This is a genomic window from Polaromonas sp. YR568 (assembly GCF_943369415.1).
Lineage (GTDB): Bacteria > Pseudomonadota > Gammaproteobacteria > Burkholderiales > Burkholderiaceae_C > Polaromonas.
Genome location: NZ_CALRNF020000001.1, coordinates 102009 through 128226 on the forward strand (window position 1 = coordinate 102009; position 26218 = coordinate 128226).

Here is a 26218-nt window from a genome sequence, read left to right on the forward strand (position 1 = left end):
TCAAAATGAAAATCCATGGCCGCCGCAATCAGGGCTTCTCGGCCGCGTCGCGTTGCTGCGCCTTGCGCAAGGCCTTTTCCTCGATGCCGCTGGTGCCTTCGCGGCGCTCCAGTTCGGCAATCACGTCGGCAGGGCTCAGGCCGTAGTGTGCCAGCGCGATCAGGCTGTGGAACCACAGGTCGGCGACCTCGCCGACCAGCTTGCCCTTGAGTTCGGCCGTCGCGCCACCGTGGCTCAGCGCGCAATCGATGTCCTTGGCGGCCATCACGGTTTCGGTGGCCTCCTCGCCGATTTTTTTCAGGAAGGCGTCGGGGCCTTTGTGCAGCAGGCGCGCCACATAACTTTTGTCCGGGTCGCCGCCGTTGGCCGTCTTGCGGCTTTCGATGATGTGCGCCAGGCGCTGGAGGGAGTCATTCGTGCTCATGTTTGCCGGGAGTCTGTTTGTACATGGTTGTCGGGTCTTTCAGGACCGGCTCGGTCACCACCCACTGGCCGTTTTTATACACACTGAAAAAGCAGCTGTGGCGGCCGGTGTGGCAGGCGATGCCTGGCGTGTGGCCCAGTTGCGTCACCTTGAGCAGGACCACGTCGTTGTCGCAATCCAGGCGGATTTCATGCACCGTTTGCTGATTGCCCGATTCTTCGCCCTTGTGCCAGAGGCGCCCGCGCGAGCGGCTGTAGTAAACCGCCTGGCCCAGCTCGGCGGTTTTTTGCAGCGCCTCGCGGTTCATCCAGGCGAACATGAGCACGTCACCGCTGGAGGCTTCCTGCGCGATGACCGGGATCAGGCCCTTGTCGTCCCAGCTGATGTCGTCTAACCAGTTCATCGGCATATTGTCAAAGATTTGGGCATTACAGCCGATTGCAACACAAAAGCTGCCGGAGTAAGGCGCAGCGGCACCCATGCGGGAGGCCTGAGGGGCTTAGGTCAACCTCATGGGGATACCTCGCGAGGCCATATGCTGCTTGGCCTGCTGCACCGTGTATTCGCCGTAATGGAAGATGCTGGCGGCCAGCACCGCGTCGGCGCCGCCGGTCTGGATGCCGTCGGCCAGGTGCTCCAGGGTGCCGACGCCGCCCGAGGCGATCACCGGCACGCCGACGGCATCGCTCACCGCGCGGGTCAGCGCCAGGTCGAAGCCCGACTTGGTGCCGTCGCGGTCCATGCTGGTAAGCAAAATCTCCCCGGCGCCGCGCCGCGCCATCTCGGCGGCCCAGGCCACGGCGTCCAGGCCGGTGTTCTTGCGCCCGCCATGGCTGTAGACGTCCCAGCCCGGGCCCACCGGTTCGCCGGCGGGGGTCAGGCGTTTTTCGTCTTCCGCGCTGCGGCGCTTGGCGTCAATCGCCACCACGATGCACTGTGAGCCGTATTTGGCGGAGGCGTCCGCGATGACCTGCGGGTTGGCGATGGCGGCCGAGTTGAAACTGGTTTTGTCGGCGCCGGAATTGAGCAGGCGGCGCACATCCTCGACGGTGCGCACGCCGCCGCCTACCGTCAGAGGAATGAAGACCTGCGAGGCCACGGCTTCGATGATGGGCAGGATCAGGTCGCGCCCGTCGCTGGTGGCGGTGATGTCGAGGAAGGTGAGCTCGTCGGCGCCCTGCTCGTTGTAGCGCGCGGCGATTTCCACCGGGTCGCCCGCGTCGCGCAGCTGGGTGAAGTTGACGCCCTTGACCACGCGGCCGCCGGTGACGTCGAGACAAGGAATGATTCGTTTGGCTAACATGTGGCCCCCACGCTTCTCGCTTCGCGTAGTGCGCTGCCCCCCGAGGGGGCGGCTGCGCCTGCGGCCCGGCAAAGCCGGTTCCGCGGCCCTGGCTGGCATGAACAGCCGCTCTTTATCGCAACAGCGGTCATCCGTTTAATTCGTCCGCGCGAGCCTGGGCTTTCTCAAAGTCGAGATCACCGCTGTAGATGGAACGGCCGCAGATCACGCCTTCGACGCCCTCTTCCTCAACTTCGCACAAAGCCTCGATGTCGGCCATGTTGGACAGCCCGCCGGAGGCGATCACGGGAATCGTCAGCGCCTGGGCCAGCTTGACGGTGGCGGCGATGTTGATGCCGCTGAGCATGCCGTCGCGGCCTATGTCGGTGTAGATGATGGATTCGACGCCGTAGTCCTGGAATTTCTTGCCCAGGTCTATGACCTCGTGGCCGGTCATCTTGCTCCAGCCGTCGGTGGCGACCTTGCCGTCCTTGGCGTCCAGGCCGACGATGATGTGGCCGCCGAACGCGGTGCAGGCATCCTGCAGGAAGCCCGGGTTCTTGACGGCCGCCGTGCCAATGATGACGTAGCGCAGGCCGGCGTCGAGGTAGCGCTCAATGGTGTCCAGGTCGCGGATGCCGCCGCCCAGTTGCACGTCGATTTCGCTGCCGACTTCGGCCAGGATCTGCTTGATGGCCGCCTCATTCTTGGGTTTCCCCGCAAACGCGCCGTTCAGGTCCACCAGGTGCAGGCGGCGTGCGCCCTTGTCGACCCAGTTGCGCGCCATGGCGGCCGGGTCTTCGCTGAAGATGGTGGATTGATCCATGTCGCCCTGTTTAAGGCGGACGCAGTGACCGTCTTTCAGGTCAATCGCGGGGATGAGTAGCATGTGGCGGTAAAAAAGACGGTAAAAAAAGAAACGGGTGCTCAGGGTAACAAAAAGCGGCGCGCCCCGATACCGGGTCTGACCCAAGGGCCTCAGGGATTCCAGTGCAGGAAGTTGCGGTACAGGGCCAGACCGTGGCCGGCGCTTTTCTCGGGGTGGAACTGGGTGGCAAAAATATTATCGCGTGCAACCGCCGCCGCAAAGCGGGCGCCGTAGTCGGCTTCGCCGGCGATGTGGCGCGCATCCGACGGGCGCGCATAAAAGCTGTGAACGAAGTAAAAGTAGGCGCCGTCGGGCACGCCGGCCCAGACCGGGTGCGCCTTGGCCGTGCCTGCACCATTTTGGTAAACCTGGTTCCAGCCCATCTGCGGCACCTTGTAGCGGCTGCCGTCGGGCTGGGTCCTGCCCGCCAGCTCGAACTTGACGACCTCGCCGGGGATCAGCCCCAGGCCGGCCGTGCCCGCCCCGCCGTCACCGGGCTGGCCTTCGTCGCTGTGGCTCAGCAGCATCTGCATGCCGACGCAGACGCCGAACAGCGGCTTGTGGGCGGCCGCGTGCAGCACCGACTCCAGCATGCCGGAATCGGCCAGCTCACGCATGCAGTCGGCAATCGCGCCCTGGCCGGGCAGCACGATGCGCTCGGCCGCCATCACGTCTTCAGCCCGGGAGGTGACCAGCACCTCAAAGCCGCTGCCCGCCGCGACGTGGCGGACCGCCTGCGAGACGGAATGCAGGTTGCCCATGCCGTAGTCGACCACGGCCACTGTTTTGGGTTTTGCCATCAGGGAATCAAGGTTGAGGGGCGGCGAGGGCCCGGCCTACAGCGAGCCTTTGGTCGACGGGATCACACCGGCCGAGCGCGGGTCAATCTCCAGCGCCATGCGCAGCGCGCGGGCAAAGGCCTTGAACACGGTCTCGGCCTGGTGGTGCGCGTTTTCGCCTTTGAGGTTGTCGATGTGCAGGGTGACAAAAGCGTGATTCACAAAGCCCTGGAAGAACTCATAGGCCAGCTGGCTGTCGAAGGTGCCGATCATGCCGCTCTTGAAGGGCACGTGCATTTCCAGCCCGGGACGGCCTGAAAAATCAATCACCACGCGCGACAACGCCTCATCGAGCGGCACATAGGCATGGCCGTAGCGGCGCAGGCCCTTTTTGTCGCCCACGGCCTTGGCCACCGCCTGCCCCAGCGTGATTCCCACGTCTTCCACCGTGTGGTGGCCATCGATATGCAGGTCTCCCTTGGCCTGGATGTCCAGGTCGATCAGCCCGTGGCGGGCGATCTGGTCCAGCATGTGGTCGAAAAACCCTATGCCCGTCGACAGGCTGGCTTTGCCGGTGCCGTCGAGGTTGAGCTTGACGGTGATCTGGGTCTCCGCCGTATTGCGCGAGACTTCGGCCGTTCTCGGTTCGGCGGAAACAGGTGTGGGGATGGTCATAAGGATTTTTCAAGCGCCGCCAGCATTTGCGCGTTCTCGTCCGCGGTGCCGACCGTCAGGCGCAAACAATTGGCCAGCAATGGGTGCATTTTAGAAACGTTTTTGACCAGTACCTTGTGCGATTTCATGCCTTCGAAGGTTTTGGCAGCATCGGGCACCCGCACCAGGATCATGTTGGCGTCGCTTTTCCAGGCCTTGACGCCCTTGGCAGCCATGCCGGTCAGCGCATCCATCAGCACCTGGCGCTGGACCACGAGATCCCCGGCCTGCGCGGCGAATTCTTCCTGGTGCTCCAGCGCGAACAGCGCGCATTCGTAATTGAGCACGCTGATGTTGTAGGGCGGGCGCACCTTGTCGACCTCGGCGATCAGGGCTTTGGGGCCCATCATGTAGCCGATGCGCACGCCGGCCAGGCCGAACTTGCTCAGGGTGCGCATCAGCAACACGTGGCCGTGTTTCGCGATGCGGTCGATATAGCTTTTGCTGGAGAACGGCTGGTAAGCCTCGTCCATCACGACCAGCCCGGGCGCGGCCTCGACGATCTTTTCGATGACCGCGTCGTCCCACAGGTTGGCTGTGGGGTTGTTGGGATAGGCCAGGTAGATGATGGAAGGCTGGTGCTCTTTGATGGCCGCCAGCATGGCGGCTTCGTCGAGTTCAAAGTCGGCCGTCAGCGGCACGCCGATGAATTTGAGGCCTTGCAGCTGCGCACTCATGCCGTACATCACAAAGCCCGGCATGGGCGCCAGGATGGAGCCGCCCTCGACGTCGCAGGCCATGGCCAGCAGCGAGATCAGTTCGTCCGAGCCGTTGCCCAGCATGATGTCGAAGCCCTCGGGCATCTGCGCATAGTCGGCCAGAGCCTTGCGAAGGTCATTGACCCGGCCATCCGGATAGCGGTTCAGCGCCAAAGCGCCCAGTCGCTGGCCCAGGTGCGCCTGCAGCGCTGCGGGCAGGCGGTGCGGGTTCTCCATGGCGTCCAGCTTGACCATGCCGGCCGAGTCCTGGATGGCGTAAGCATGCATGGACTGCACGTCCTGGCGTATCAGTTTTTTGAGCTTGGGGTCCAGGGAGGGTGCAGGCAGGGTCATTTGGTTTTTCTCATCTCGGGGACGGTCTTCAATCGCATCTCGGCCGCACGGGCATGGGCCTGCAGCCCCTCGCCATAGGCCAGTTCGGCAGCGACCTTTCCAAGGACCTGCGCGCCGGCTTCGCTGACTTCGATCAGGCTGGAGCGCTTCTGGAAATCGTAAACACCCAGGGGGCTCGAAAAGCGCGCGGTGCCGCTGGTGGGCAGCACGTGGTTGGGGCCGGCGCAGTAGTCGCCCAGGGATTCGCTGGTGTAGGCGCCCAGGAAGATGGCGCCGGCGTGCTTGAGCAGGGGCTCCCACTTGTGCGGCTCGCGGCTGGAGACTTCCAGGTGTTCGGGTGCGATGCGGTTGCTGATCGCACAGGCCTCTTCCATGCTGCGCGTGTGGATCAGCGCGCCGCGCCCGTTCAGGGACTTGGCGATGATCTCGGCGCGCGGCATCTCAGGTAGCAGACGGTCAATGGCGGCCTGCACGGCGTCGATGTACGCGGCGTCGGGGCACAGCAGGATGCTTTGCGCGAGTTCGTCGTGCTCGGCCTGGCTGAACAGGTCCATGGCCACCCAGTCGGCGGGCGTGCTGCCGTCGGCCAGCACCAGGATTTCCGAGGGGCCGGCGATCATGTCAATGCCCACTGTGCCGAAGACGCGCTTCTTGGCGCTGGCGACGTAGGCATTGCCGGGGCCGGTGATCTTGTCGACCTTGGGCACGGTGTGCGTTCCGTAGGCCAGCGCGGCCACGGCCTGCGCGCCGCCAATCGTGAAGGCGCGGGTCACGCCGGCCACGTAGGCGGCGGCCAGCACCAGGGCGTTTTTCTCGCCCTTGGGGGTGGGCACGACCATGATGATCTCGCCGACGCCGGCCACGTGGGCGGGGATGGCGTTCATCAGCACCGACGAGGGGTAAGCCGCCTTGCCGCCGGGCACGTAAATGCCGACGCGGTCCAGCGGCGTGACCTTCTGGCCCAGCAGAGTGCCGTCTTCGTCGCGGTAGCTCCAGCTCTCGCCGCTGGCCTTCTTCTGGGCCTCGTGGTAGCTGCGCACGCGGCGCGCGGCGGCTTGCAATGCATCGCGCTGGGCCGCTGGAATCGCGTCGAACGCGGCTTTCAATTCGGCCTGCGTGAGTTCAAGCTGGCCCATACCGGCAGCGTCCAGGCCGTCAAAGCGCGCGGTGTATTCCAGCACAGCCGCATCGCCGCGCTGCTGCACGTCGGCCAGGATGTCGGCCACGCGCTGCTCGATGGCCGCGTCGGTGTCGGCGGACCAATGCAGCCGCGCCTTGAAGTCGGCCTCGAAGCTGCCGGAAATCGTGGAAAGGCGGGCGGGTGCAGCGGTCAATTTCATGGGTCAGGTTTTTCGAGAGGCGGCCGTGGCGGCCGAAAGGGCGTCTATGAGTTGGCGTATGGGCGCCTGCTTGAGCTTGAGCGCGGTCTGGTTCACCACCAGGTGCGAGCTGATGTCCATGATGCGCTCGACCTCGACCAGGTGGTTGGCCTTGAGGGTACTGCCGGTGGACACCAGGTCGACGATGGCGTCGGCCAGGCCCGTGAGCGGCGCCAGTTCCATGCTGCCGTAGAGCTTGATCAGGTCGACGTGCACGCCCTTGGTGGCGAAGAAATCGCGGGCGATCGCCACGTACTTGGTCGCGACTTTCAGGCGCGAGCCCTGGCGCACGGCGGCGGCGTAGTCAAAGCCTTCGCGCACGGCCACGCTGATGCGGCATTTGGCGATCTGCAGATCGAGCGGCTGGTACAGGCCCTGGCTGCCGGATTCGAGCAGGGTGTCCTTGCCGACCACGCCGAGATCAGCACCGCCGTACTGCACATAGGTGGGGACATCGGTGGCGCGCACCAGCACCACGCGTACGCCGGGCTGGTTGGTGTCCAGGATCAGCTTGCGGGATTTTTCGGGGTCGTCGAGTACCTCGATGCCGGCCGTTTTCAGCAGCGGCAGGATGTCGTCGAAGATGCGGCCCTTGGATAAAGCAAGCGTAATCATGCTTTTAGCCGTTCGATGTCCGCACCGATGCCGCGCAGCTTGGCTTCCATCTGGTCGTAGCCGCGGTCCAGGTGGTAGATGCGGTCCACCAGGGTTTCGCCTTCGGCGACCAGGCCGGCGATCACCAGGCTGGCGGAGGCGCGCAGGTCGGTCGCCATGACGGTCGCGCCTGAGAGTTTTTCGACGCCTTCCATGACGGCGATCTTGCCGTCGATCTGGATCTTCGCGCCCAGCCGCACCATCTCGTTGACGTGCATGAAGCGGTTTTCAAAAATCGTCTCGGTCACGGTGCTGCTGCCCAGCGCGATGGCGTTGAGCGCCATGAACTGGGCCTGCATGTCGGTGGGGAAACCGGGGTATTCGGTGGTGCGGAAAGATTGCGCCTTCATGCGGCCGCTGGCCTGAATGCGGATAAAGCCCTCGCCCGCCGTCACAGTGGCGCCGGCTTCGCGCAGCTTGTCGATCACGGCATCGAGGTGGTCGGCGCGGCCATGCTTGAGCACCACGTCGCCGCCGGCGGCCGCGACCGCGCACAAAAAGGTGCCGGTTTCAATGCGGTCGGCCACCACCTGGTGGGTACAGCCGTACAGGCGCTCCACGCCCTGGATGCGGATGCGGCGCGTGCCGTGGCCTTCAATCTTCGCGCCCATCTTGATGAGCATTTCGGCCAGGTCGCCGATCTCGGGCTCCTGCGCGGCGTTTTCCAGGATGGTCTCGCCCTCGGCCAGGCTGCCGGCCATCAGGAAGTTTTCGGTACCGGTGACGGTCACCATGTCGGTGGTGATGCTGGTGCCCTTGAGCCGCTTCTGTCCGGCCGGCAGCTTGGCCAACATGTAGCCGTGCTCCACCGCGATCTCGGCGCCCATGGCCTGCAATCCCTTGATGTGCTGGTCCACCGGGCGCGAACCGATGGCGCAGCCGCCCGGCAGCGACACCGTGGCTTCGCCGAAGCGGGCCAGCAGCGGGCCCAGTGCCAGCACGGAGGCGCGCATGGTCTTGACCAGTTCATAGGGCGCCTCGGGCGAGCTGAGCTTGCCGGCGTTGATGCGCACCGTGCCGTCGTCGCCGCGCTCGGCGTCCACTCCCATGTTGCGGATCAGCTTGAGCATGGTGGCCACGTCCTGCAGGCGCGGCACGTTGTGCAGCGTGACCTCGTCGGCCGTGAGCAGCGCGGCGCACAGTTCGGGCAAGGCGGCGTTCTTGGCGCCCGAAATTTCGACCGTGCCGGCCAGCGGCTTGCCGCCTTTGATGAGTAATTTGTCCATGTTTTTCTTAGCTCGCGTTGCCGTTGTTGTTGGCCCATTCGGTGGGCGTGTAGGTTTTCATCGACAGCGCATGGACCTCGTCGGTCTGCATGCGGCCGCCTAGCGTGGCATACACCTTCTGGTGGCGCTGTATCAGGCGCTGGCCTTCAAAGGCGCTGGACACCACGGTGGCATACCAGTGGCGGCCGTCGCCCGACAGCTCGATGTGCTCGCAGGGCAGGCCCGCGGCGATGATGGATTGCAATTCTTCGCTGGTCATAGCTTACCTATTGGGCACGAGAGGAGTGGCTTCGCAAGCAGGGGCCGCGGAACTGGCTTTGCCGGGCCGCAGGCGCAGCGCCCCCTCGGGGGGCAGAGAGCGACACGAAGTGCGCGAACGTGGGGGCTCATAGCTCAGTGTCTTATTTTGTAGCCGGTGCGCAGCATGTTGACGGCCACGGCGCTGACGCCCAGCAAGGCGGTCGCCACGATGCCCAGGCTGAGCCAGGGGGAGACGTCGCTGACGCCGAAAAAGCCGTAGCGGAAACCGTCGATCATGTAGAAAAAGGGGTTCAGGTGGCTGACCTTCTGCCAGAAAGGCGGCAGCGAGTGGATGGAATAGAACACGCCGCTCAGAAAGGTCATGGGCATGATGACGAAGTTCTGGAAGGCCGCCATCTGGTCGAACTTCTCGGACCAGAGGCCGGCGATCACGCCCAGGGCGCCCAGCATGGCAGCACCCAGCACCGCGAACAGCACGATCCACAAGGGCGCCACAAAAGAAGGCTGGCCAAAAAAAGCGGTGACGGCAAATACGCCCACGCCCACCAGCAGGCCGCGCGCGACCGAGGAACCCACATAGGCGAAAAACCAGTGCCAGTGCGACAGCGGTGTGAGCAGCACAAACACCAGACTGCCCATGATCTTGCTCTGGATCAGCGACGAAGAGCTGTTGGCGAAAGCGTTCTGCAGCACGCTCATCATCACCAGGCCCGGCACCAGGAAGGCGGTGTAGCTGACCTGGTTGTAGACCTTGACCTGGTTCTGCAGCACGTGGCCGAAGATCAGCATGTAGAGCACGGCGGTCAGCACCGGGGCGCCCACGGTCTGGAAGCCCACCTTCCAGAAGCGCAGGGTTTCCTTGTAGAGCAGTGTTTGCCAGCCGGTCATGTTGCCACTTTCGCGAGATCTACCGCCACGGCCGCGGTGTCGCCGGCGGGCTTTTTGTTCATGACGTCCAGGAACACGTCTTCGAGGTCGGCCTTGCGGATTTCAACGTCCTCGGCCACCAGGCCTGCCTCGCGTATCGCCGCGAGGTATTGCTCGATCTCATGGGCGTTGTGCGCCGGGAACTGCACGATGCGGCCGGTGATGCGGGCCTGCACCGCGAGGTGCGCGGGCAGCTCGCTGTCGATCTTGAAGCGCAGCACGTTGGAAGACGCCGCCTTGAGCAGTTCGGAGGTCTGCGCCAGCGCCACCACCCGCCCCTGCTTGAGCATGGCGATGCGGCTGCACAGCGCTTCGGCTTCTTCGAGGTAGTGCGTGGTCAGCAGCACCGTGCTGCCCTGCTTGTTGAGTTTGGCGATGAATTGCCAGAGTGTCTGGCGCAGCTCCACGTCGACGCCGGCGGTGGGCTCGTCCAGCACGATGACCTGCGGTTTGTGCACCAGCGCCTGCGCCACCAGCACCCGGCGTTTCATGCCGCCCGAAAGCTGGCGCATGTTGGCGTTGGCCTTGTCGGCCAGGCCCAGGCTGACCAGCAGTTCGTCGATCCAGTCGTCGTTGTGCTTGATGCCGAAATAGCCGGACTGGATGCGCAGCGCCTCGCGCACCGAGAAAAAGGGGTCGAACACCAGTTCCTGCGGCACGACGCCGAGCTTTCGCCGGGCGCTGGCGTAGTCGGTCAGCACGTCGCTGCCGTGCACCTTGACGGTACCGCTGCTGGCACGCGAAAGGCCTGCCAGAATGCTGATGAGAGTGGTTTTTCCAGCGCCGTTGGGGCCCAGCAGGCCGAAAAATTCGCCCTGCTGGATATCGAAACTGACGTCATCAAGCGCCTTGACGACAGGACCCGTTTGATTTCGCGCGGAGGAGTAGGTTTTGGAGACGGACTGAAATGAGATCGCTGGCATGAGCCCGTCATTTTAAGGGCGGATGCCGTTTTTTAACCGGGCAGGCAATGGAATGCCCTTGGCGGGACCGCTACGAGCCGCCGCGCCGGATAAAGCAGGTCAGGCTGGCGTCGCCGGAATCAGTTCCGCCACGCCGTACAGGCCCGCCAGTTGGCGCAGCCGGGGCGGCAGGCCCGTCACCGAAAAGTCCTTGCCGGCGGCCAGCGCTTCACGCCGGCACTCCAGCAGCACGGCCAGCGCGGAAGAGTCGAACTCCTTGAGCGCGCCGGCGTCCGCCACCACGCCGGCCGGCTGGGACAGCACGGCCTGCTTGAGGCCGCGGGCGAACCCGGCAGCCTCGGCATGTGTGAGAACGGAGGGAAGCGTCAGCACCGCAATTCGCCCGCTCAGGACTTCTTGGCGGTCGCGCCGGTGTTGGACTGGTTGCGCTGCACCAGCGAGGCGATCAGGCCGTCCACGCCTTTGGTGCTGATTTCCTGGGCGAACTGCGTGCGGTAGGTTTCCACCAGCCAGACGCCGAGCACGTTCAGGTCATAAATCTTCCAGCCCGTGGAGGTTTTTTCCATGCGGTAGTCCAGCTGGACAGGGTCGCCGCGTCCCAGGACTTCGGTGCGCACCACCACTTCGGTGTCGGCAGCCTCGGCACGCAAAGGCTTGACGTTGACGCTCTGGTCGCTGACCTGCGCCAGCGCGCCGGAGTAGGTGCGGATCAACAGGGTCTTGAATTCATCCTGCAGCTTCTTTTGCTGCTCGGGCGTGGCTTGGCGCCAGTTGCGGCCCACGGCGGCGGCCGTCATGCGCGTGAAGTTCACGTTGGGCATGATCTTGCTGTCGACAAGTGACAGCACCTTGGTCAGGTCGCCGGCCTTGACGGCCTTGTCTGTCTTGATGTTGTCCAGCACTTCGGCGGACACGCGTTTGATCAGGGCGTCGGGGGCCTCGACCTGTTGGGCGCGGACAAAAGGCGCCGCGCCCAGCAAGGCCAGGCTGAGGGTGGCGGTCAACAAATGGCCAAGGGTTCTGCGTTTCATGGTGTTCCTTCAATGACAAAACATACGCTTGCCGGTAGCGCGGCATCAAACTGATGCATTACGTGCCGGAAAGCGCTGCTTCGAGGGAGATTCTGCGGGATTGCTTCCAGACCGGGGATGAAGTTATTCGGCAGTCTTGTAAATATTGTCTGCTTGGCGCTTAAACAAGACCTATTTGGCTCTGTTCAAGCTTGTTTCATATTCTTACTTGGCTGCGGGCGCGGGCGTGGCCGTCGCGCCTTCAGGCAAATCGAAGCGCTCTTCCTTTTCCACCGGGGCGTTACCGATCAGGCTGCTGCGGCGCTGCTGGTAGATCTCACGGGTGAAGCTGTATTTGTCCAGGGCCGCCTGGTCGAGCACGTCGCCGGCACCGAGCAGGTTGGCGCGGACGTTGACCACACGCAGCGTCGACAGGGAATTGCGGACGCGGACGTTGCTGGCCTGGGTCACCAAATCCAGCTGGGAATCCACCAGCAGGCCGGCGGTGTCGCGCACCGTGGAGGGGCCCAGCAAAGGCAATACCAGGTAAGGGCCGGAGCCCACACCCCATACACCCAGGGTCTGGCCGAAATCTTCCGAGTGTTTCGGAATCTTCAATCCCGTGGCCACGTCAAAAATACCGCCCAGGCCCCAGAGGGTGTTGGTGGTGACGCGGGCCAGGCTGTCGGCGGCGAATTCACCCTTGCCCTGCAGCAGGTTGTTGACGATAGCCCAGACATCCGAAATATTGCCGAAGAAGCTGGTGACGCCGGTGCGCACGGGCTGGGGCGTGACGTCGCGATAGACGGTCGCCACCGGTTTGAGGACGGCGCGGTCCACGCCCTCATTGAAACCGAACATGGCGCGGTTGAACGGCTCCAGAGGATCGGTTGGATTGGCGCCCGGCCCGGTGGCACACCCCTGAAGCAGCGCCACTGCCAGAACCGCCGCACCTGCCCACCCTGTTGATTTTTTCATCGTGTTATTGCTCGTCATTTTTTTTCTGTCGTCGCTGGTGGCGGTGCAGACCCTGATCCGGAACTGCTGTCCGCCGCTTTACTGTATAAAAACTGGCTGATCAGATTCTCTAGTACTACGGCAGATTGCGTGTTTTTGATCACGTCTCCCGAAGCAAAATTTTTCTCGTCCCCGCCGGCTTCCACGCCGATGTACTGCTCGCCGAGCAGGCCGCTGGTCAAAATTTTCAGCGAGCTGTCTTTCGGGAACACATAACGGCTTTCCATGGCCAGGTTGACGCTGGCCTGGTAGGACTTGTCGTCGAAAGTGATGTTTTCAACCCGTCCGACCACCACACCGGCACTTTTTACCGCGGCTCGCGGCTTCAGGCCGCCGATATTGTCGAATTTCGCCGTGATTTTGTAAGAAGTGTCGAAATTCAGTGAAAGAAGGTTGGCGGACTTCAGCGCCAGGAACAGGATGGCCGCGCCCCCAATCAGGACAAACAGGCCAACCCAGAGATCATTTTTGGAACGTTGCATGGTTTTCTTTCAGTGGCCCCGGAGGGCAGCCCTGCACCAACCATTCAAGGCGAACACTGGAGCGGTGGATTTTCTCATGGGCCGATTAAAAATGTTTTAGGACGGTTTAAAGCCCGGATCAGAGGCTGAACATCGATGCGGTGAGCAGGAAGTCCAGCCCCAGGACGGCCAGCGAGGCCACCACCACGGTGCGCGTGGTGGCCCGCGAGACGCCTTCGGGCGTTGGCTGGGCTTCAAAGCCCTGGTGCAGGGCGACGAAGGTGACGGTCACGCCGAACACAAAACTCTTGATGATGCCGTTGCCGACGTCGCGCCAGACGTCCACACCGGACTGCATCTGGCTCCAGAAGGAACCTGAATCGATACCAATCATGACCACCCCGACCAGCCAGCCGCCCATGATGCCCACGGCGCTGAACACCGCCGCGAGCAGGGGCATGGCGATGATGCCGCCCCAGAACCGGGGTGCCAGGATGCGCCGGATAGGGTCAACGGCCATCATTTCCATGGCCGACAGCTGCTCGCCGGCCTTCATCAAGCCGATTTCGGCGGTCAGGGCCGTGCCGGCACGGCCGGCAAACAGCAGCGCCGTGACCACCGGCCCGAGTTCGCGCACCAGGCTGAGGGCCACCAGCAGGCCCAGGGCCTCCGCCGAGCCGTAGCGCTGCAACGTGTAATAGCCCTGCAGGCCCAGCACAAAGCCGACAAAGAGCCCCGACACCCCGATGATGGCCAGTGAATAGTTGCCCAGGAAGAAAATCTGGTCGCGCACCAGGCCGAAGCGGGCCAGCGCCGGCCCGCTCACGACCACAAGGCGCGACATCAGCCGGGCGGCGTAACCCATCTCGGCCAGTTGCCGGCGCGTGGCAAATCCGAGGTCGGACACCAGGCGCACGGGGCTGTAGCGGCTCATGCATGCTCCTTTTTGGCCGCATCCGCATTGCCGAAGTCGGCCTCGACGCCCGGCCCGGGGTAATGGAATTTCACCGGGCCCTCGCTCTCGGCGTTGACGAACTGGTGCACCAGCGGGTCGGTGGAGCGCCTGACTTCTTCGGGCGTGCCCTGCGCCGCGATGCTGCCGTTGGCCAGGATGATGACCTTGTCGGCGATGCGGAAGGTCTCTTCGAGGTCGTGCGAGACCACGATGCTGGTGATGCCCAGCGTGTCGTTGAGCTGGCGTATGAGCTGCGCGGCGGTGCCCAGCGAGATCGGGTCGAGGCCGGAGAAGGGCTCGTCGTACATGATGAGCTCGGGATCCAGCACGATGGCGCGCGCCAGCGCCACGCGCCTGGCCATACCGCCGGAAATCTCGCTGGGCATCAGGTCGCGCGCGCCGCGCAGGCCCACGGCGTTGAGTTTCATCAGCACGATGTCGCGGATCAGGCGCTCACTCAGCGCGGTGTGCTCGCGCAGCGGGAAGGCCACGTTGTCGAACACGCTCAGATCGGTGAACAGCGCGCCGAACTGGAACAGCATGCCCATGCGCCGACGGGCTACATACAGTTCTTCCTGCACCAATTGCCCGACGTCCTTGCCGTCAAACAGCACGGCGCCGGCGGTGGCCTTCTGCTGGCCGCCGATGAGGCGCAGCACGGTCGTCTTGCCGCCGCCCGAGGCGCCCATCAGCGCGGTGACCTTGCCCCGGGGCACGGACAGGGTGACCCCGCCCAGAATGACGCGGTCGCCCGCGGAACCGGGGTAGGAGAAGGTCACATCCTTGAATTCAACCAGTGAAGAAGCGGAGATGTCGGCCATGGAAAAAGGAAGGGCCGACGGTCGTGTCGGCGGTGCTAGGGGAATGCCCTAATGATACGGGGTTTGACCCGGCGCTTCCCGGTAAGTAATACCAGACATGAATACCCGTAAGGACTGTACCCGCGGCACAACGGTGCAAACCCGCCGCAATCATGGCGGTGCTGGGGCCGGACGGCGATGCACTCAGCACTTGCAGGAGTGCCCTTGAATACCCCCCAAGCACCAGCCTGGGAGGTATTTGATTGCCTGGACGTTCAGCGAGGCAAGTCGCTGTAACCCATCAGGAATTCGTCGACTGCGCGCGCGGCCTGGCGGCCTTCGCGAATCGCCCACACCACGAGGCTCTGCCCGCGGCGGATGTCGCCGGCGGCAAACACCTTGGGCACGTTGGTGGCATAGCCGCCCGTGAAATCGGTGCCGGCTTTGGCATTGCCGCGGTTGTCTTTTTCGATGCCGAAAGCATCCAGCACGGACGCCACCGGAGAGACAAAGCCCATGGCCAGCAGCACCAGGTCGGCCTTGAGGGTCTGTTCGGAGCCGGGCACCTCGACCATCTTGCCGTCTTTCCACTCGACGCGAACCGTCTTCAGGCCCGTGACCTTGCCTTTTTCGCCTATCAATTCCTTGGTGGAGATGGCGAACTCGCGCTCGCAGCCTTCTTCATGGCTGGAACTGGTGCGCAGCTTGATCGGCCAGTAAGGCCAGGTCATGGGGCGGTTTTCTTCTTCGGGCGGCTGGGGCATCAGTTCAAACTGGGTGACGCTGGCGGCGCCGTGGCGGTTGCTGGTACCCACGCAGTCGGAGCCGGTGTCACCGCCGCCAATGACGATGACGTGCTTGCCGTCGGCGCGCAGCTGGCCCTTGACCTTGTCGCCGGCATTGACCTTGTTCTGCTGGGGCAAAAATTCCATCGCGAAATGCACGCCGTCCAGGTCGCGGCCGGGCACGGGCAGGTCGCGCGACTGCTCGGCGCCGCCGGTCAGGATCACGGCGTCAAAGTCTTTTTGCAGCTGCTCGGGGCTGATGCTTTCCTTGGCCCAGTTGGTGACTTTCGAATCCTTGGGCAAGGCGCCGACCATCACGCCGGTGCGGAAGTTCACGCCCTCAGCCTTCATCTGGTCGACACGGCGGTCGATGTGGACCTTTTCCATCTTGAAGTCGGGAATGCCGTAGCGCAGCAGGCCGCCCACGCGGTCGTTCTTCTCGAACAGGGTCACCTCGTGGCCGGCGCGCGCCAGCTGCTGGGCCGCGGCCATGCCGGCGGGGCCGGAGCCGACGACGGCGACTTTTTTGCCGGTCTTGTGTTTGGGCATCACCGGCTTGACCCAGCCTTCGGACCAGGCGCGGTCGATGATGGCGTGCTCGATGGACTTGATGCCGACGGCATCGTCGTTCACGTTCAGCGTGCAGGCGGCTTCACAGGGCGCCGGGCAGATGCGGCCGGTGAACTCGGGGAAGTTGTTGGTGCTGTGCAGCGTGTCGATGGCGTTTTTCCAGTCGGCGCGGAACACCATGTCGTTGAAGTCGGGAATGATGTTGTTGACCGGGCAGCCGCTGTTGCAGAACGGCGTGCCGCAGTCCATGCAGCGCGCGGCCTGCTTGTTGGCCTGCGCGTCGTCCAGCCCGATGACAAATTCGCGGTAGTTCTTCAGGCGCTCCGGCACGGGCTTGTAGCCCTCCTCGATGCGCTCGTATTCCATGAAGCCGGTGATTTTTCCCATGATGAGGTCCTGTGCGATTCTTTTAACTTTTCAGGCTGCCGGCCCCTGCCCAACAAGGGCAAGGGACGCCGCAGCGGTCAATTCCATGCGAACGGGGGGTGCCGCGCCGGCCTACTTGGCCGCCACCGCTTCCTGGTTTGTGGCAACCTGGGCGCGGGTGGTCTCGGTGGCGGCTTCCAGCCGGCGCTCCTTGCGCTCGATCAGGGCCTTCTTGTATTCGTTCGGGAAAACCTTCACGAACTTCAGCCGCGACTCGCTCCAGTTGTCCAGTAATTCGCGCGCGCGCTTGCTGCCGGTCCAGCGGTTGTGGTCCTGCAGCAGGCGCTTGAGCAGTTCCTCATCGCTTTGCTCGGCATGCCAGTCGGCCTTGTCATGGGTGTGCTGCTCGGCCGTGGTGACGATGCGGTCCATGGAGACCATGGAAGTGTTGCAGCGTGTGGCAAACAAGCCGTCTTCGTCGTACACATAGGCCACGCCGCCGCTCATGCCGGCGGCGAAGTTGCGGCCGGTCTTGCCCAGCACCGCGACAGTGCCGCCCGTCATGTATTCGCAGCCGTGATCGCCCGTGCCTTCAACGACCGCCGTGGCGCCCGAGAGGCGCACGGCAAAACGTTCGCCGGCCACGCCGCTGAAGAAGGCCTCGCCGGTGGTCGCGCCGTAGAGCACGGTGTTGCCGACGATGGTGTTCTTCACCGCATCGCCGCGGAAGTCGATGCTGGGGCGCACCACGATGCGGCCGCCGGACAGGCCCTTGCCGGTGTAGTCGTTGGCATCGCCTATCAGGTACATGGTGATGCCCTTGGCCAGGAAGGCGCCGAAGGACTGGCCGCCCGTGCCTTCCAGCTGGATGCGCAGGGTGTCGTCGGGCAGGCCCTGCGGATGGTGGCGCGTCAGCTCGCCCGACAGCATGGCGCCGACCGTGCGGTTGACGTTGCGCGCCACTTCGATGAACTGGACTTTTTCGCCCTTTTCAATTGCGGCCTTCGATTTTTCGATCAGGCGCACGTCCAGCGCTTTTTCCAGTGCGTGGTCCTGCTCCATGACGTGCATGCGCGGCACGTCGGCCGGCACGTTGGGCTGGTAAAACAGGCGGGCGAAATCCAGGCCGCTGGCCTTCCAGTGTTCGATGCCTTTTTGCGTGTCCAGCAGGTCGGCGCGGCCGATCAGGTCGTCGAACTTGCGCACGCCGAGCTGAGCCATGAGCTGACGGGCCTCTTCGGCGACGAAGAAGAAGTAATTGACGACGTGCTCGGGCTTGCCGCTGAATTTCTGGCGCAGCACCGGGTCCTGCGTGGCGACGCCGACGGGGCAGGTGTTGAGGTGGCACTTGCGCATCATGATGCAGCCTTCGACCACCAGCGGCGCGGTGGCGAAACCGAACTCGTCGGCGCCCAGCAGCGCGCCGATGATGACGTCACGGCCCGTTTTCATCTGGCCGTCGGCCTGCACGCGGATGCGGCCGCGCAGGCGGTTGAGCACCAGGGTCTGCTGGGTCTCGGCCAGGCCGATTTCCCAGGGCGAGCCGGCATGCTTGATGGACGACCAGGGCGAGGCGCCCGTGCCGCCGTCATGGCCGGCGATCACCACGTGGTCGGACTTGGCCTTGGCCACGCCCGCCGCGATGGTGCCGACGCCGACTTCGCTGACCAGCTTGACGCTGATGCTGGCGCGCGGGTTCACGTTCTTCAGGTCATGGATCAGCTGGGCCAAATCCTCGATCGAATAGATGTCGTGGTGCGGCGGGGGCGAGATCAAACCGACGCCGGGCACCGAATAGCGCAGGGCGCCGATGTACTCGCTGACCTTGCCGCCGGGCAACTGGCCGCCCTCGCCGGGCTTGGCGCCCTGCGCCATCTTGATCTGGATCTGGTCGGCCGAGACCAGGTATTCGGCTGTGACGCCGAAACGGCCCGACGCGACCTGCTTGATGCGCGAGCGCAGCGAGTCGCCGTCCTGCAGCGGCAGGTCGACCTCGACCTGTTTAGGGCCGATCACGCTCTTGAGCGTTTCGCCCTTCTTGATCGGGATGCCCTTGAGCTCTTGCCGATAACGGTTGGGGTCTTCACCGCCCTCGCCCGTGTTGCTCTTGCCGCCTATGCGGTTCATGGCCACGGCCAATGTGGCGTGGGCCTCGGTGCTGATGGAGCCCAGCGACATGGCGCCGGTGGCAAAACGCTTGACGATGTCCTTGGCCGGCTCGACCTCGTCGATGGGGATGGCTTTGGACGGGTCGATCTTGAACTCGAACAGACCGCGCAAGGTCATGTGGCGGCGGTTCTGGTCGTTGATCAGCTGGGCGTATTCCTTGTAGGTGTTCCAGTTGTTGGAGCGCGTGGAATGCTGCAGCTTGGCGATCGCGTCGGGCGTCCACATGTGGTCTTCGCCGCGCACGCGCCAGGCATATTCGCCGCCGGCGTCCAGCATGGTGGCCAGCACCGGGTCGTCGCTGAAGGCGGCGCGGTGCATGCGCAGGGCTTCCTCCGCGATCTCGAACACACCCATGCCTTCAACCTGGCTGGCGGTGCCGGTGAAGAACTTGGCCACGGCGTCGCGGTTCAGGCCTATGGCCTCGAACAGCTGGGCGCCGCAGTAGCTCATATAAGTCGACACGCCCATCTTGGACATGATCTTGGACAGGCCCTTGCCGATGGCCTTGGTGTAGTTGTAGACGGCCTTGTCGGTGCTGAGATCGCCCGGCAGGCCCTTGGACAGCTCACCCAGGGTTTCCATGGCGAGGTAGGGATGCACGGCTTCGGCGCCGTAGCCGGCGAGCACCGCGAAATGGTGCACTTCGCGCGCGGAGCCGGTTTCCACCACCAGGCCGGCCGTGGTGCGCAGGCCTTCCTTCACCAGGTGCTGATGGATGGCCGACAGGGCCAGCAGGGCCGGGATGGCGACCTGCGCGGCACTGATGCCGCGGTCGCTGACGATCAGGATGTTCTTGCCGTCCTTGATCGCGTCGACCGCCTCGGCGCACAGCGAAGCCAGCTTGGCCTCGACGCCTTCGTGGCCCCAGGCCAGCGGGTAGGTGATGTCCAGGGTGTAGCTCTTGAACTTGCCCTGGGTGTGCGCCTCGATGTCGCGCAGCTTTTGCATGTCGGCCACGTTGAGCACCGGCTGGCTGACTTCCAGCCGCATCGGCGGGTTGACCTGGTTGATGTCCAGCAGGTTGGGCTTGGGGCCGATGAAGGACACGAGCGACATCACGATGGCTTCGCGAATCGGGTCGATAGGCGGGTTGGTCACCTGCGCGAACAGCTGCTTGAAGTAGTTGTACAGCGGCTTGTTCTTGTTGGACAGCACGGCCAGCGGGCTGTCGTTGCCCATGGAGCCGGTGGCTTCCTCGCCGTTGGCGGCCATGGGGGACATCAGGAACTTGATGTCTTCCTGGGTGTAGCCGAAGGCCTGCTGCCTGTCGAGCAAAGCAATGTCGGAAACGGCGGGCGCGGTCACCGGCGCGGCTTTTGCGGCCTTGCCGGCCACGTCGTCCAGCTTGATGCGCAGGTTTTCAATCCACTGCTTGTAAGGCTTGCTGTGCGCCAGCGTGGCCTTGATTTCCTCGTCATCGACCATGCGCCCCTGTTCCAGGTCGATCAGGAACATCTTGCCGGGCTGCAGACGCCACTTGCGCACGATTTTGTGCTCGGGGATGGGCAGCACGCCCGATTCGGAGGCCATGATGACCAAGTCGTCGTCGGTCACGCAGTAGCGCGAGGGGCGCAGGCCGTTGCGGTCCAGCGTGGCGCCGATCTGGCGGCCGTCGGTGAAGACGATGGAAGCCGGGCCGTCCCAGGGCTCCAGCATGGCGGCATGGTATTCATAGAAAGCCTTGCGGCGCTCGTCCATGGTGGTGTGCTGTTCCCAGGGCTCGGGAATCATCATCATCACGGCCTGGCTGATGGGGTAGCCGGCCATGGTCAGCAATTCCAGGCAGTTGTCGAAGGTGGCGGTGTCGGACTGGCTGGCAAAGCTGATCGGATAAAGCTTTTGCAGGTCGGCGCCCAGCACCGGCGAGGACATCACGCCCTCGCGCGCCTTCATCCAGTTGTAGTTGCCTTTGACGGTGTTGATCTCGCCGTTGTGAGCGACGTAACGGTAGGGGTGGGCCAGCGGCCACTCGGGAAAGGTGTTGGTGGAAAAACGCTGGTGCACCAGGCCCAGGGCCGAAACGCAGCGCGTGTCGGTCAGGTCGCGGTAGTAGGTGCCCACTTGGTCGGCCAGCAGCAGGCCCTTGTAGACCACGGTGCGGCTGGACATGCTGGGCACGTAATATTCTTTGCTGTGCGTCAGCCGCAGGTTCTGGATGGCGGCGCTGGCGGTCTTGCGGATCACATACAGCTTGCGTTCCAGCGCGTCCTGCACGATGACGTCGTTGCCGCGGCCTATGAAGATCTGCCGCAGGATGGGTTCTTTGGCGCGCACCGTGGGCGACATGGGCATGTCGCGGTTGACCGGCACGTCGCGCCAGCCCAGCAGCACCTGGCCCTCGGCCTTGACGGCGCGCTCCAGGGCCTGTTCACAGGCCAGGCGGGAGGCGTGCTCTTTCGGCAAAAACACCATGCCCACGCCGTACTCACCGGGCGGGGGCAACTGAACGCCCTGGGTTGCCATCTCTTCGCGGTAGAGCGCGTCGGGCAGCTGGATCAATATGCCGGCACCGTCGCCCATGAGTTTGTCAGCCCCCACTGCGCCCCGGTGGTCCAGGTTTTCGAGGATCTTGAGGCCCTGCTGGACGATGGCGTGGCTTTTGTGCCCCTTGATATGGGCCACGAAACCGACGCCACAGGCATCGTGCTCGTTAGCTCCGGAGTACAAACCGTTTTCTTCAAAATGCTTGATTTCAGCAGCCGTGGCCATGGCAATTCCTCGTCAGGTGGGGATGACGGCGGTGCAAGGCGGCCTCGAAAAAGGGGCCGGCAGCGCTTCCATCCGCAAGGTTCATAATTTTTCGCAGGGAATGGGAGCATAGTGCACTGCAACAACAATGCCAAGAACTTTAAATAGGGTCAGATTCTAATTAAATATCGATTAAATCAATCAACATTTAATTGGGGACATATCTAATTCAATAGCACACGCCCCCTAATGGCAGTACTCAATCCAATGGAGGGTCTTCTTTTGGCATCATCGGCGGCCGCCCCGCCTGGTTTTTACTCACACGGCGCTCGGTACGTTTTTGCAGTTCGGCCAGGAAATCGCCCTCCCCCAGTGCCCAGCCGCTGAGGGCCGAGCGCGTCAGCAGGTCTTGCTGCTCCAGCGTGATGCCGGCGCGCACCAGTTCGGCGTAGGCCGCTTCACGCGCGAACGGTGTGTTGCCCAACGCCCAGACCAGCGGGTGCGGCGTGAGCAGGCTGTCGACCCGCAGGCCGGCGTAATGGCGGTAACTGGACCACGGGTAGTCTTTGGCTTCGGCCACCAGCCCCGCGCGCACGGGATTGAGGTCCATGTAGGCCATGCAGGGCAGCAGGTAGCGCTCAGCGTGGATCACGGTTGCACGGTAACGTCCCTCCCACAGGGTGCCGCTGCGCCCCTGACTGTCGTTGTAGTAGCGCACGTAGCGCCGTCCCGCCGCCTGCATCATCTGCGGCAGGCCGTCTGCCGTGGAGGGGGTGGCCAGCAAATGGAAGTGGTTGTCCATCAGCACATAGGCATGCAAGGCAACGCCGAATTTTCGGGCACTTTCGCCGAGCAGCGTCAGCAGCATTTGCTGGTCAGCCGCAGAAGAAAAAACAGTCTGGCGGTTATTGCCGCGCTGGATGATGTGGTGCGCGCAGCCGGGAAGGGTCAGACGGGGAAGACGGGCCATGAAGGTGCAATGCCTGGAGTTCGCACCATGATATTGGAATCCGACCCCGATTTTTCACCTGCACCCCGCACCCAAAATCGCCGCGTGCGATTTTGGGGCGAACCCGCTTAGCGAACGACCTTGCCGTCGGGCGTGATAGTGACCAGGTCGATCGCGCGCACCGATTCGTATTTTTTGGGCCGCAGATTGACGCGAAAACCACCTACGTCGTAATCCGTCATGCCCTCAAACGCTTTTTGCAGGCCGGCCCGGTCAGGCTTTCCGCTGCCAGCGGCGGCGCGGCGCACGCCTTCGGCGAAAGTGCGGGCTGCGATGAACCCTTCCACGCTTTCATAGCTGGGCGTCTGGTCGGTCTGGTTCAGCACGTCCAGGTATTCCTTGATGATGGGCGTGCCCGTGCTGCGCGGCGAAGGCACCACCTGCGAGATGACGATGCCGCCGATTTCCTTGCCCAGGGCGCTGAACAGGGGATCAATACCGACCACGGAAAAATTCAGAAACTGCCCGCCGAAACCGGCCTGGCGCATCTTGCGGATAAAGGCCGCCGAGGAATTGAACAGGCTGACCTGAATGATGGCCTGGGGTTGCGCTTTCATCAGTGCCGCCACGGCCGCGTCGACCTTGTCACTATTGACCGGCGACAGCGCGCTGCCGACGATGGCCGGGCGCTTCAGATCTATCAGTGCCTGGTTGACGGCGGCCAGGCCGCCGCGCCCCATGGCGTCGTCTTCGGCGAACACGGCAATGCGGTCCTGGTTCAGCGTGGCGCAATGACGCGCGATCTTGTAGGCCTCATCGGCCAGCGCGGGACGCACGTGAAACACGTTGGTCAGCGCGGGATCGTGCAGCGCATCCGACGCGGCAAAGGGCGCGAAGAACAGGGTTCCTGATGCCTTGGCGGCGGCGAAAGCGGCATCGCAACTGGCGGTGCCGGTGAAACCGAAGAGCGCATCGACGCCTTCTTCGATCAGTTGCTTGGCGTTGGCGGCGGCCTTGGCGGGGGCGTAGCCGTCGTCCAGGGCCTTGACTTCGATCTTGTAGCCGCCCGCGCCGTTCTTGGCATTGATCGCATCAAAGTAGATCTTGGCGCCATTCAGGTAGGCCAGGCCGATCTGGTCTGCGGCACCCGTGAGCGGCACGGATTGCCCGACGACGATTTTCCGTGCAGTCTTGCTTTGCGCCCACAGCACAGGGCTTGCCACCACGGCACCTGCGGACACACCACTGAGAATTAACTGACGCCGATTGAAGCCCATGACAAACACCTTTGAGTACGAAGTAGCTAAGCAGGTTTGATGCCTGCATTGCAACCTGCGCGGACTGTTCCAGAAAATGTCTCAAACTGTGCGCAGATGCTGAGCGTAATCCGTGCGGCCCCAAAAAAACAGCGGAGAAATGCCGACACGTCATAAGCCTATGCGCCGTGTTGTGGCCTTTCGTTTTCGCTTTCGGCGCTTGCGGATTTATTTTTTTTCGGCGCGGGCCGCTATGTGCTCCACCGCACGCAGGGCCGGCAAACGCTGCAGCTGCAGCGCCAGCACGAGGCCAAGGGCGGAACTGGCCGCCGTGACACAACCCGTCCATTGCCAGTTTCCGGCCGTGGCAGCCACCCAGGCCACCAGCGGAGGTCCCGCGAACTGGCCGAGCGCCGACCATTGCTGCATCCAGCCCACGGTGGTGGAGACGGTGTCCGCACCGGGGGCCAAACGGACGGCCAGGCTGAACAAGGTGGCGGGAACCAGGCCGCCGAGCATGGAAAACCCCAAAATCGCCAGGTACTGCAGCGTGGGTGAAACCTGCGCCGAAAAAGCCAGCAGGGCACCGCCCGCCATCACCAGAAAACCCGTACCGAGCAGGGCCAGCGGTGGAAGGCCGCGCCCCAGCAACCGCCCGGCGGCGACGTTGCCGATGATGTTGACGGCGGCGGCAAGCGCCGTGAGCGGGCCTGCCCAGGCGCCAGCCACACCGGCCTGAGCGTAGATGGATGGCAGAAAGCCCACGACCGCGAGCCACTGCCCCGAATACATCGCAAAGGTCATGGCCAGAAGCCAGGCTGGGCGTGAACGCAAGGTCGCGCCTATCAATCGGCCGCTGGAGGCACGAGCGTGGCCATGGACGGCGACGGGCGGCTCCGCCGGCACACGCCACGCAACAGCCAGGGCCAGCGCTGCGGCCACAGCGGCCAGCAACCACCACAAGATACGCCAGCCCAATTGCGGCGTGCCCCAATTGATGACAAAAGGCCCGGCCAGCAAAGCCAGCGAGGCACCCAGAGGCATGTACGCGCCCCACATGCCCAGCATGCCGCTGAGTTTTTCTTTCGGCACCAGCCGGCGCAGCAGCGCCGGCGCGGGCAGCACCACCCATAAAAATCCAAGGCCTTCCAGGACGCGCGTCGCCAACAATCCATACACATTGGGGACCATCGCCCCAAGGGCGCTGGCCAGCGCCAGCAGGCCCAGGCCGGCCGCCATGCTGCGCTTGAGGCCCACACGCTGCACCGCCAATCCGGTCAACAGGCCGAGCGTCATGCCGGCCAGCTGAACGAGCGAGAGCAGGAAACCGGCCTGCAACAACGAGACCCCCAGCACCTGGCCCAGCACAGGCAAGGCGGGCGGCAGCTTGCCGACATGCAGCGCGGCTACCACCCCGGCCGCGATTACGTACCAGGCGGCCAGCGGGCTGGCGGCGGTGTCCGGCTTGAACTCGGTCACATCAGGTGAAGCGGACGGTGGGCTCACGCCGCGAAAGCGGCGCGTCCCTTGAGGCGCTCATGCTCCCTGGCGGCAAAGCGGTCCGTCATGCCGGCAATGTAATCGGCCACCACCCGCTCGGGCTTGGCCCCAGCGGCATGCGGCGCGTCAATGCCGTCAAAGCGATCGATGTGGGCTTGCGGCATCTGCGCCGGGTCGGCCATATAGGCTTCGAACAAATCGCGGACCACCTGCTTGGCGGCCACCGTGGTTTCAACCACTTTCGGGTGGCGGTAGAGGTTTTGCAGCAGGAAGCGCTTGAGCGACGCGGACTGCTGCGCCATCTCGGGCGTGAAACAGACCAGCGCCGCGTTCTGGCGCACGTCGTCCACGCTGGCGGGCGCCGCCTTGTGGATGGCGGCCCAGGTCGCATCCATCACGTTGTAGACCTGTGCGCTGAGCATGCGTCGTATGGTTTCAAACAACAGCCGGCGGCCTTGCAGGGAGGGATAAGCCAGGCGTGTCTCGCGGCAGTATTGGCTGAAGAGCTCCACGTCCTCGAGTTGCTCCAGCGTCAGCAGGCCCGAGCGCACGCCGTCATCGATGTCGTGCGCGTTGTAGGCAATCTCATCGGCCAGGTTGGCGAGCTGCGCCTCGAGGCTGGGCTGCTGCCAGTGCGGGCCTTCGGCGGGTTGCTCGACAAAGCGGCGGGCCACTCCGCCCGGTTCGCGCGCTTCAATGTGGCGCGCATTGCGCCGTGAGCAATGCTTGAGGATGCCTTCGCGCGTCTCGAAGCTGAGGTTCAGGCCGTTGTAGGCGGGGTAGCGCTCTTCCAGCGCATCCACGACGCGCAGGCTTTGCAGGTTGTGTTCAAAGCCCGCGCTCTCGGGGTAGCCGGCCTTGAGGCAGGCATTAAGGGCGTCCTGGCCGGCATGGCCGAAAGGCGTGTGGCCCAGGTCATGGGCCAGCGCGACGGCCTCCACCAGGTCCTCATTGAGCTGCAGCGTGCGGGCAATGGAGCGCCCCAGTTGCGCGACCTCGAGCGAGTGGGTCAGGCGGGTGCGGAATAAGTCGCCTTCATGATTCAGGAAGACCTGGGTTTTGTAGACCAGGCGCCGAAAGGCCGTGGAATGCACGATGCGGTCGCGGTCGCGCTGGAAGTCGGAACGCGTGGGCGCGGCCGGCTCGGCGTAACGGCGCCCGCGCGAAAGCGCGGGATCACAGGCATAGGGCGCCAGGCTCATG

General features: G+C 64.0%; 25 protein-coding genes. All 25 read right to left on the reverse strand.

The annotated features are described in order from the left end of the window. Nucleotides 1-28: 28 nt before the first annotated feature. Nucleotides 29-424 (reverse strand): phosphoribosyl-ATP diphosphatase, encoded by a 396-nt coding sequence (locus ACLV74_RS00535; protein WP_411877405.1) that lies wholly within the window; start codon nucleotides 422-424, stop codon nucleotides 29-31. Continuing rightward, nucleotides 411-827 carry a phosphoribosyl-AMP cyclohydrolase gene (gene hisI, locus ACLV74_RS00540; protein ID WP_411877406.1) on the reverse strand — a complete coding sequence of 139 codons (417 nt, stop codon included), beginning with the start codon at nucleotides 825-827 and terminating at the stop codon, nucleotides 411-413. Before hisI ends, ACLV74_RS00535 begins: the two co-directional genes overlap by 14 nt. A gap of 96 nt (nucleotides 828-923) precedes the next feature. Then, nucleotides 924-1727, reverse strand: a complete 804-nt coding sequence (gene hisF / locus ACLV74_RS00545; protein WP_411877407.1) for an imidazole glycerol phosphate synthase subunit HisF — start codon at nucleotides 1725-1727, stop codon at nucleotides 924-926. A 127-nt stretch (nucleotides 1728-1854) separates the two neighbouring features. Beyond that, a complete protein-coding gene (gene hisA, locus ACLV74_RS00550) occupies nucleotides 1855-2595 on the reverse strand; it encodes a 1-(5-phosphoribosyl)-5-[(5-phosphoribosylamino)methylideneamino]imidazole-4-carboxamide isomerase (RefSeq protein ID WP_411877408.1) in 741 nt (246 codons plus the stop codon). Nucleotides 2596-2684: 89 nt separating this feature from the next. Beyond that, nucleotides 2685-3374: an imidazole glycerol phosphate synthase subunit HisH gene (hisH, locus tag ACLV74_RS00555; RefSeq protein ID WP_411877409.1), complete on the reverse strand. Its 690-nt coding sequence runs from the start codon at nucleotides 3372-3374 to the stop codon at nucleotides 2685-2687. A 36-nt stretch (nucleotides 3375-3410) separates the two neighbouring features. Then, nucleotides 3411-4028: an imidazoleglycerol-phosphate dehydratase HisB gene (gene hisB / locus ACLV74_RS00560; protein ID WP_411877410.1), complete on the reverse strand. Its 618-nt coding sequence runs from the start codon at nucleotides 4026-4028 to the stop codon at nucleotides 3411-3413. Then, complete coding sequence (hisC, locus tag ACLV74_RS00565) at nucleotides 4025-5119, reverse strand: histidinol-phosphate transaminase (RefSeq protein ID WP_411877411.1); 1095 nt, start codon at nucleotides 5117-5119, stop codon at nucleotides 4025-4027. Before hisC ends, hisB begins: the two co-directional genes overlap by 4 nt. After that, the gene (hisD, locus tag ACLV74_RS00570; RefSeq protein ID WP_411877412.1) at nucleotides 5116-6459 is read right to left on the reverse strand and encodes a histidinol dehydrogenase; all 1344 of its coding nucleotides are present in this window, start codon (nucleotides 6457-6459) and stop codon (nucleotides 5116-5118) included. The genes hisC and hisD overlap by 4 nt, the downstream gene beginning before the upstream one ends. Before the next feature lie 3 nt (nucleotides 6460-6462). Further along, nucleotides 6463-7113 (reverse strand): ATP phosphoribosyltransferase, encoded by a 651-nt coding sequence (hisG, locus tag ACLV74_RS00575; RefSeq protein WP_411877413.1) that lies wholly within the window; start codon nucleotides 7111-7113, stop codon nucleotides 6463-6465. Next, nucleotides 7110-8378 (reverse strand): UDP-N-acetylglucosamine 1-carboxyvinyltransferase, encoded by a 1269-nt coding sequence (gene murA, locus ACLV74_RS00580; RefSeq protein ID WP_411877414.1) that lies wholly within the window; start codon nucleotides 8376-8378, stop codon nucleotides 7110-7112. The genes hisG and murA overlap by 4 nt, the downstream gene beginning before the upstream one ends. A 7-nt stretch (nucleotides 8379-8385) precedes the next feature. Next, nucleotides 8386-8637 carry a BolA family protein gene (locus ACLV74_RS00585; RefSeq protein WP_411877415.1) on the reverse strand — a complete coding sequence of 84 codons (252 nt, stop codon included), beginning with the start codon at nucleotides 8635-8637 and terminating at the stop codon, nucleotides 8386-8388. A 134-nt stretch (nucleotides 8638-8771) separates the two neighbouring features. Continuing rightward, complete coding sequence (locus ACLV74_RS00590; protein WP_411877416.1) at nucleotides 8772-9527, reverse strand: ABC transporter permease; 756 nt, start codon at nucleotides 9525-9527, stop codon at nucleotides 8772-8774. Continuing rightward, nucleotides 9524-10489, reverse strand: a complete 966-nt coding sequence (locus ACLV74_RS00595) for an ABC transporter ATP-binding protein (protein WP_411877417.1) — start codon at nucleotides 10487-10489, stop codon at nucleotides 9524-9526. Before ACLV74_RS00595 ends, ACLV74_RS00590 begins: the two co-directional genes overlap by 4 nt. Nucleotides 10490-10588: 99 nt before the next feature. After that, the gene (locus tag ACLV74_RS00600) at nucleotides 10589-10861 is read right to left on the reverse strand and encodes a lipid asymmetry maintenance protein MlaB (protein WP_411877418.1); all 273 of its coding nucleotides are present in this window, start codon (nucleotides 10859-10861) and stop codon (nucleotides 10589-10591) included. Between the two features lie 14 nt (nucleotides 10862-10875). Then, a complete protein-coding gene (locus ACLV74_RS00605) occupies nucleotides 10876-11520 on the reverse strand; it encodes a phospholipid-binding protein MlaC (RefSeq protein ID WP_411877419.1) in 645 nt (214 codons plus the stop codon). Nucleotides 11521-11724: 204 nt separating this feature from the next. After that, the gene (locus ACLV74_RS00610) at nucleotides 11725-12495 is read right to left on the reverse strand and encodes a VacJ family lipoprotein (RefSeq protein ID WP_411877420.1); all 771 of its coding nucleotides are present in this window, start codon (nucleotides 12493-12495) and stop codon (nucleotides 11725-11727) included. Next, complete coding sequence (mlaD, locus tag ACLV74_RS00615; RefSeq protein WP_411877421.1) at nucleotides 12492-12998, reverse strand: outer membrane lipid asymmetry maintenance protein MlaD; 507 nt, start codon at nucleotides 12996-12998, stop codon at nucleotides 12492-12494. The genes ACLV74_RS00610 and mlaD overlap by 4 nt, the downstream gene beginning before the upstream one ends. Nucleotides 12999-13116: 118 nt before the next feature. Continuing rightward, nucleotides 13117-13911, reverse strand: a complete 795-nt coding sequence (mlaE, locus tag ACLV74_RS00620) for a lipid asymmetry maintenance ABC transporter permease subunit MlaE (RefSeq protein ID WP_411877422.1) — start codon at nucleotides 13909-13911, stop codon at nucleotides 13117-13119. Next, complete coding sequence (locus tag ACLV74_RS00625; protein WP_411877423.1) at nucleotides 13908-14753, reverse strand: ABC transporter ATP-binding protein; 846 nt, start codon at nucleotides 14751-14753, stop codon at nucleotides 13908-13910. The genes mlaE and ACLV74_RS00625 overlap by 4 nt, the downstream gene beginning before the upstream one ends. Nucleotides 14754-15007: 254 nt before the next feature. Further along, nucleotides 15008-16474 carry a glutamate synthase subunit beta gene (locus tag ACLV74_RS00630; RefSeq protein WP_411877424.1) on the reverse strand — a complete coding sequence of 489 codons (1467 nt, stop codon included), beginning with the start codon at nucleotides 16472-16474 and terminating at the stop codon, nucleotides 15008-15010. Between the two features lie 111 nt (nucleotides 16475-16585). Beyond that, nucleotides 16586-21331 carry a glutamate synthase-related protein gene (locus ACLV74_RS00635; RefSeq protein ID WP_411877425.1) on the reverse strand — a complete coding sequence of 1582 codons (4746 nt, stop codon included), beginning with the start codon at nucleotides 21329-21331 and terminating at the stop codon, nucleotides 16586-16588. A gap of 238 nt (nucleotides 21332-21569) precedes the next feature. Continuing rightward, nucleotides 21570-22280, reverse strand: coding sequence for a transposase (locus tag ACLV74_RS00640; RefSeq protein ID WP_411877426.1), 711 nt, complete (start codon nucleotides 22278-22280; stop codon nucleotides 21570-21572). Between the two features lie 107 nt (nucleotides 22281-22387). After that, the gene (locus ACLV74_RS00645) at nucleotides 22388-23536 is read right to left on the reverse strand and encodes an ABC transporter substrate-binding protein (RefSeq protein WP_411877427.1); all 1149 of its coding nucleotides are present in this window, start codon (nucleotides 23534-23536) and stop codon (nucleotides 22388-22390) included. 207 nt (nucleotides 23537-23743) lie between these two features. Then, on the reverse strand, nucleotides 23744-24994 hold the full coding sequence (locus ACLV74_RS00650; RefSeq protein WP_411877574.1) for a CynX/NimT family MFS transporter: 1251 nt from the start codon (nucleotides 24992-24994) through the stop codon (nucleotides 23744-23746). Between the two features lie 23 nt (nucleotides 24995-25017). Next, the gene (locus ACLV74_RS00655; RefSeq protein WP_411877428.1) at nucleotides 25018-26217 is read right to left on the reverse strand and encodes a deoxyguanosinetriphosphate triphosphohydrolase; all 1200 of its coding nucleotides are present in this window, start codon (nucleotides 26215-26217) and stop codon (nucleotides 25018-25020) included. Between the last annotated feature and the right edge of the window lies 1 nt (nucleotide 26218).

Coding starts and splice junctions, on each gene's coding strand:
- ACLV74_RS00535 (WP_411877405.1), bottom strand. CDS start 424: ATGAGCACGAATGACTCCCTCCAGCGCCTGGCGCACATCATCGAAAGC.
- hisI (WP_411877406.1), bottom strand. CDS start 827: ATGAACTGGTTAGACGACATCAGCTGGGACGACAAGGGCCTGATCCCG.
- hisF (WP_411877407.1), bottom strand. CDS start 1,727: ATGTTAGCCAAACGAATCATTCCTTGTCTCGACGTCACCGGCGGCCGC.
- hisA (WP_411877408.1), bottom strand. CDS start 2,595: ATGCTACTCATCCCCGCGATTGACCTGAAAGACGGTCACTGCGTCCGC.
- hisH (WP_411877409.1), bottom strand. CDS start 3,374: ATGGCAAAACCCAAAACAGTGGCCGTGGTCGACTACGGCATGGGCAAC.
- hisB (WP_411877410.1), bottom strand. CDS start 4,028: ATGACCATCCCCACACCTGTTTCCGCCGAACCGAGAACGGCCGAAGTC.
- hisC (WP_411877411.1), bottom strand. CDS start 5,119: ATGACCCTGCCTGCACCCTCCCTGGACCCCAAGCTCAAAAAACTGATA.
- hisD (WP_411877412.1), bottom strand. CDS start 6,459: ATGAAATTGACCGCTGCACCCGCCCGCCTTTCCACGATTTCCGGCAGC.
- hisG (WP_411877413.1), bottom strand. CDS start 7,113: ATGATTACGCTTGCTTTATCCAAGGGCCGCATCTTCGACGACATCCTG.
- murA (WP_411877414.1), bottom strand. CDS start 8,378: ATGGACAAATTACTCATCAAAGGCGGCAAGCCGCTGGCCGGCACGGTC.
- ACLV74_RS00585 (WP_411877415.1), bottom strand. CDS start 8,637: ATGACCAGCGAAGAATTGCAATCCATCATCGCCGCGGGCCTGCCCTGC.
- ACLV74_RS00590 (WP_411877416.1), bottom strand. CDS start 9,527: ATGACCGGCTGGCAAACACTGCTCTACAAGGAAACCCTGCGCTTCTGG.
- ACLV74_RS00595 (WP_411877417.1), bottom strand. CDS start 10,489: ATGCCAGCGATCTCATTTCAGTCCGTCTCCAAAACCTACTCCTCCGCG.
- ACLV74_RS00605 (WP_411877419.1), bottom strand. CDS start 11,520: ATGAAACGCAGAACCCTTGGCCATTTGTTGACCGCCACCCTCAGCCTG.
- ACLV74_RS00610 (WP_411877420.1), bottom strand. CDS start 12,495: ATGACGAGCAATAACACGATGAAAAAATCAACAGGGTGGGCAGGTGCG.
- mlaD (WP_411877421.1), bottom strand. CDS start 12,998: ATGCAACGTTCCAAAAATGATCTCTGGGTTGGCCTGTTTGTCCTGATT.
- mlaE (WP_411877422.1), bottom strand. CDS start 13,911: ATGAGCCGCTACAGCCCCGTGCGCCTGGTGTCCGACCTCGGATTTGCC.
- ACLV74_RS00625 (WP_411877423.1), bottom strand. CDS start 14,753: ATGGCCGACATCTCCGCTTCTTCACTGGTTGAATTCAAGGATGTGACC.
- ACLV74_RS00630 (WP_411877424.1), bottom strand. CDS start 16,474: ATGGGAAAAATCACCGGCTTCATGGAATACGAGCGCATCGAGGAGGGC.
- ACLV74_RS00635 (WP_411877425.1), bottom strand. CDS start 21,331: ATGGCCACGGCTGCTGAAATCAAGCATTTTGAAGAAAACGGTTTGTAC.
- ACLV74_RS00640 (WP_411877426.1), bottom strand. CDS start 22,280: ATGGCCCGTCTTCCCCGTCTGACCCTTCCCGGCTGCGCGCACCACATC.
- ACLV74_RS00645 (WP_411877427.1), bottom strand. CDS start 23,536: ATGGGCTTCAATCGGCGTCAGTTAATTCTCAGTGGTGTGTCCGCAGGT.
- ACLV74_RS00655 (WP_411877428.1), bottom strand. CDS start 26,217: ATGAGCCTGGCGCCCTATGCCTGTGATCCCGCGCTTTCGCGCGGGCGC.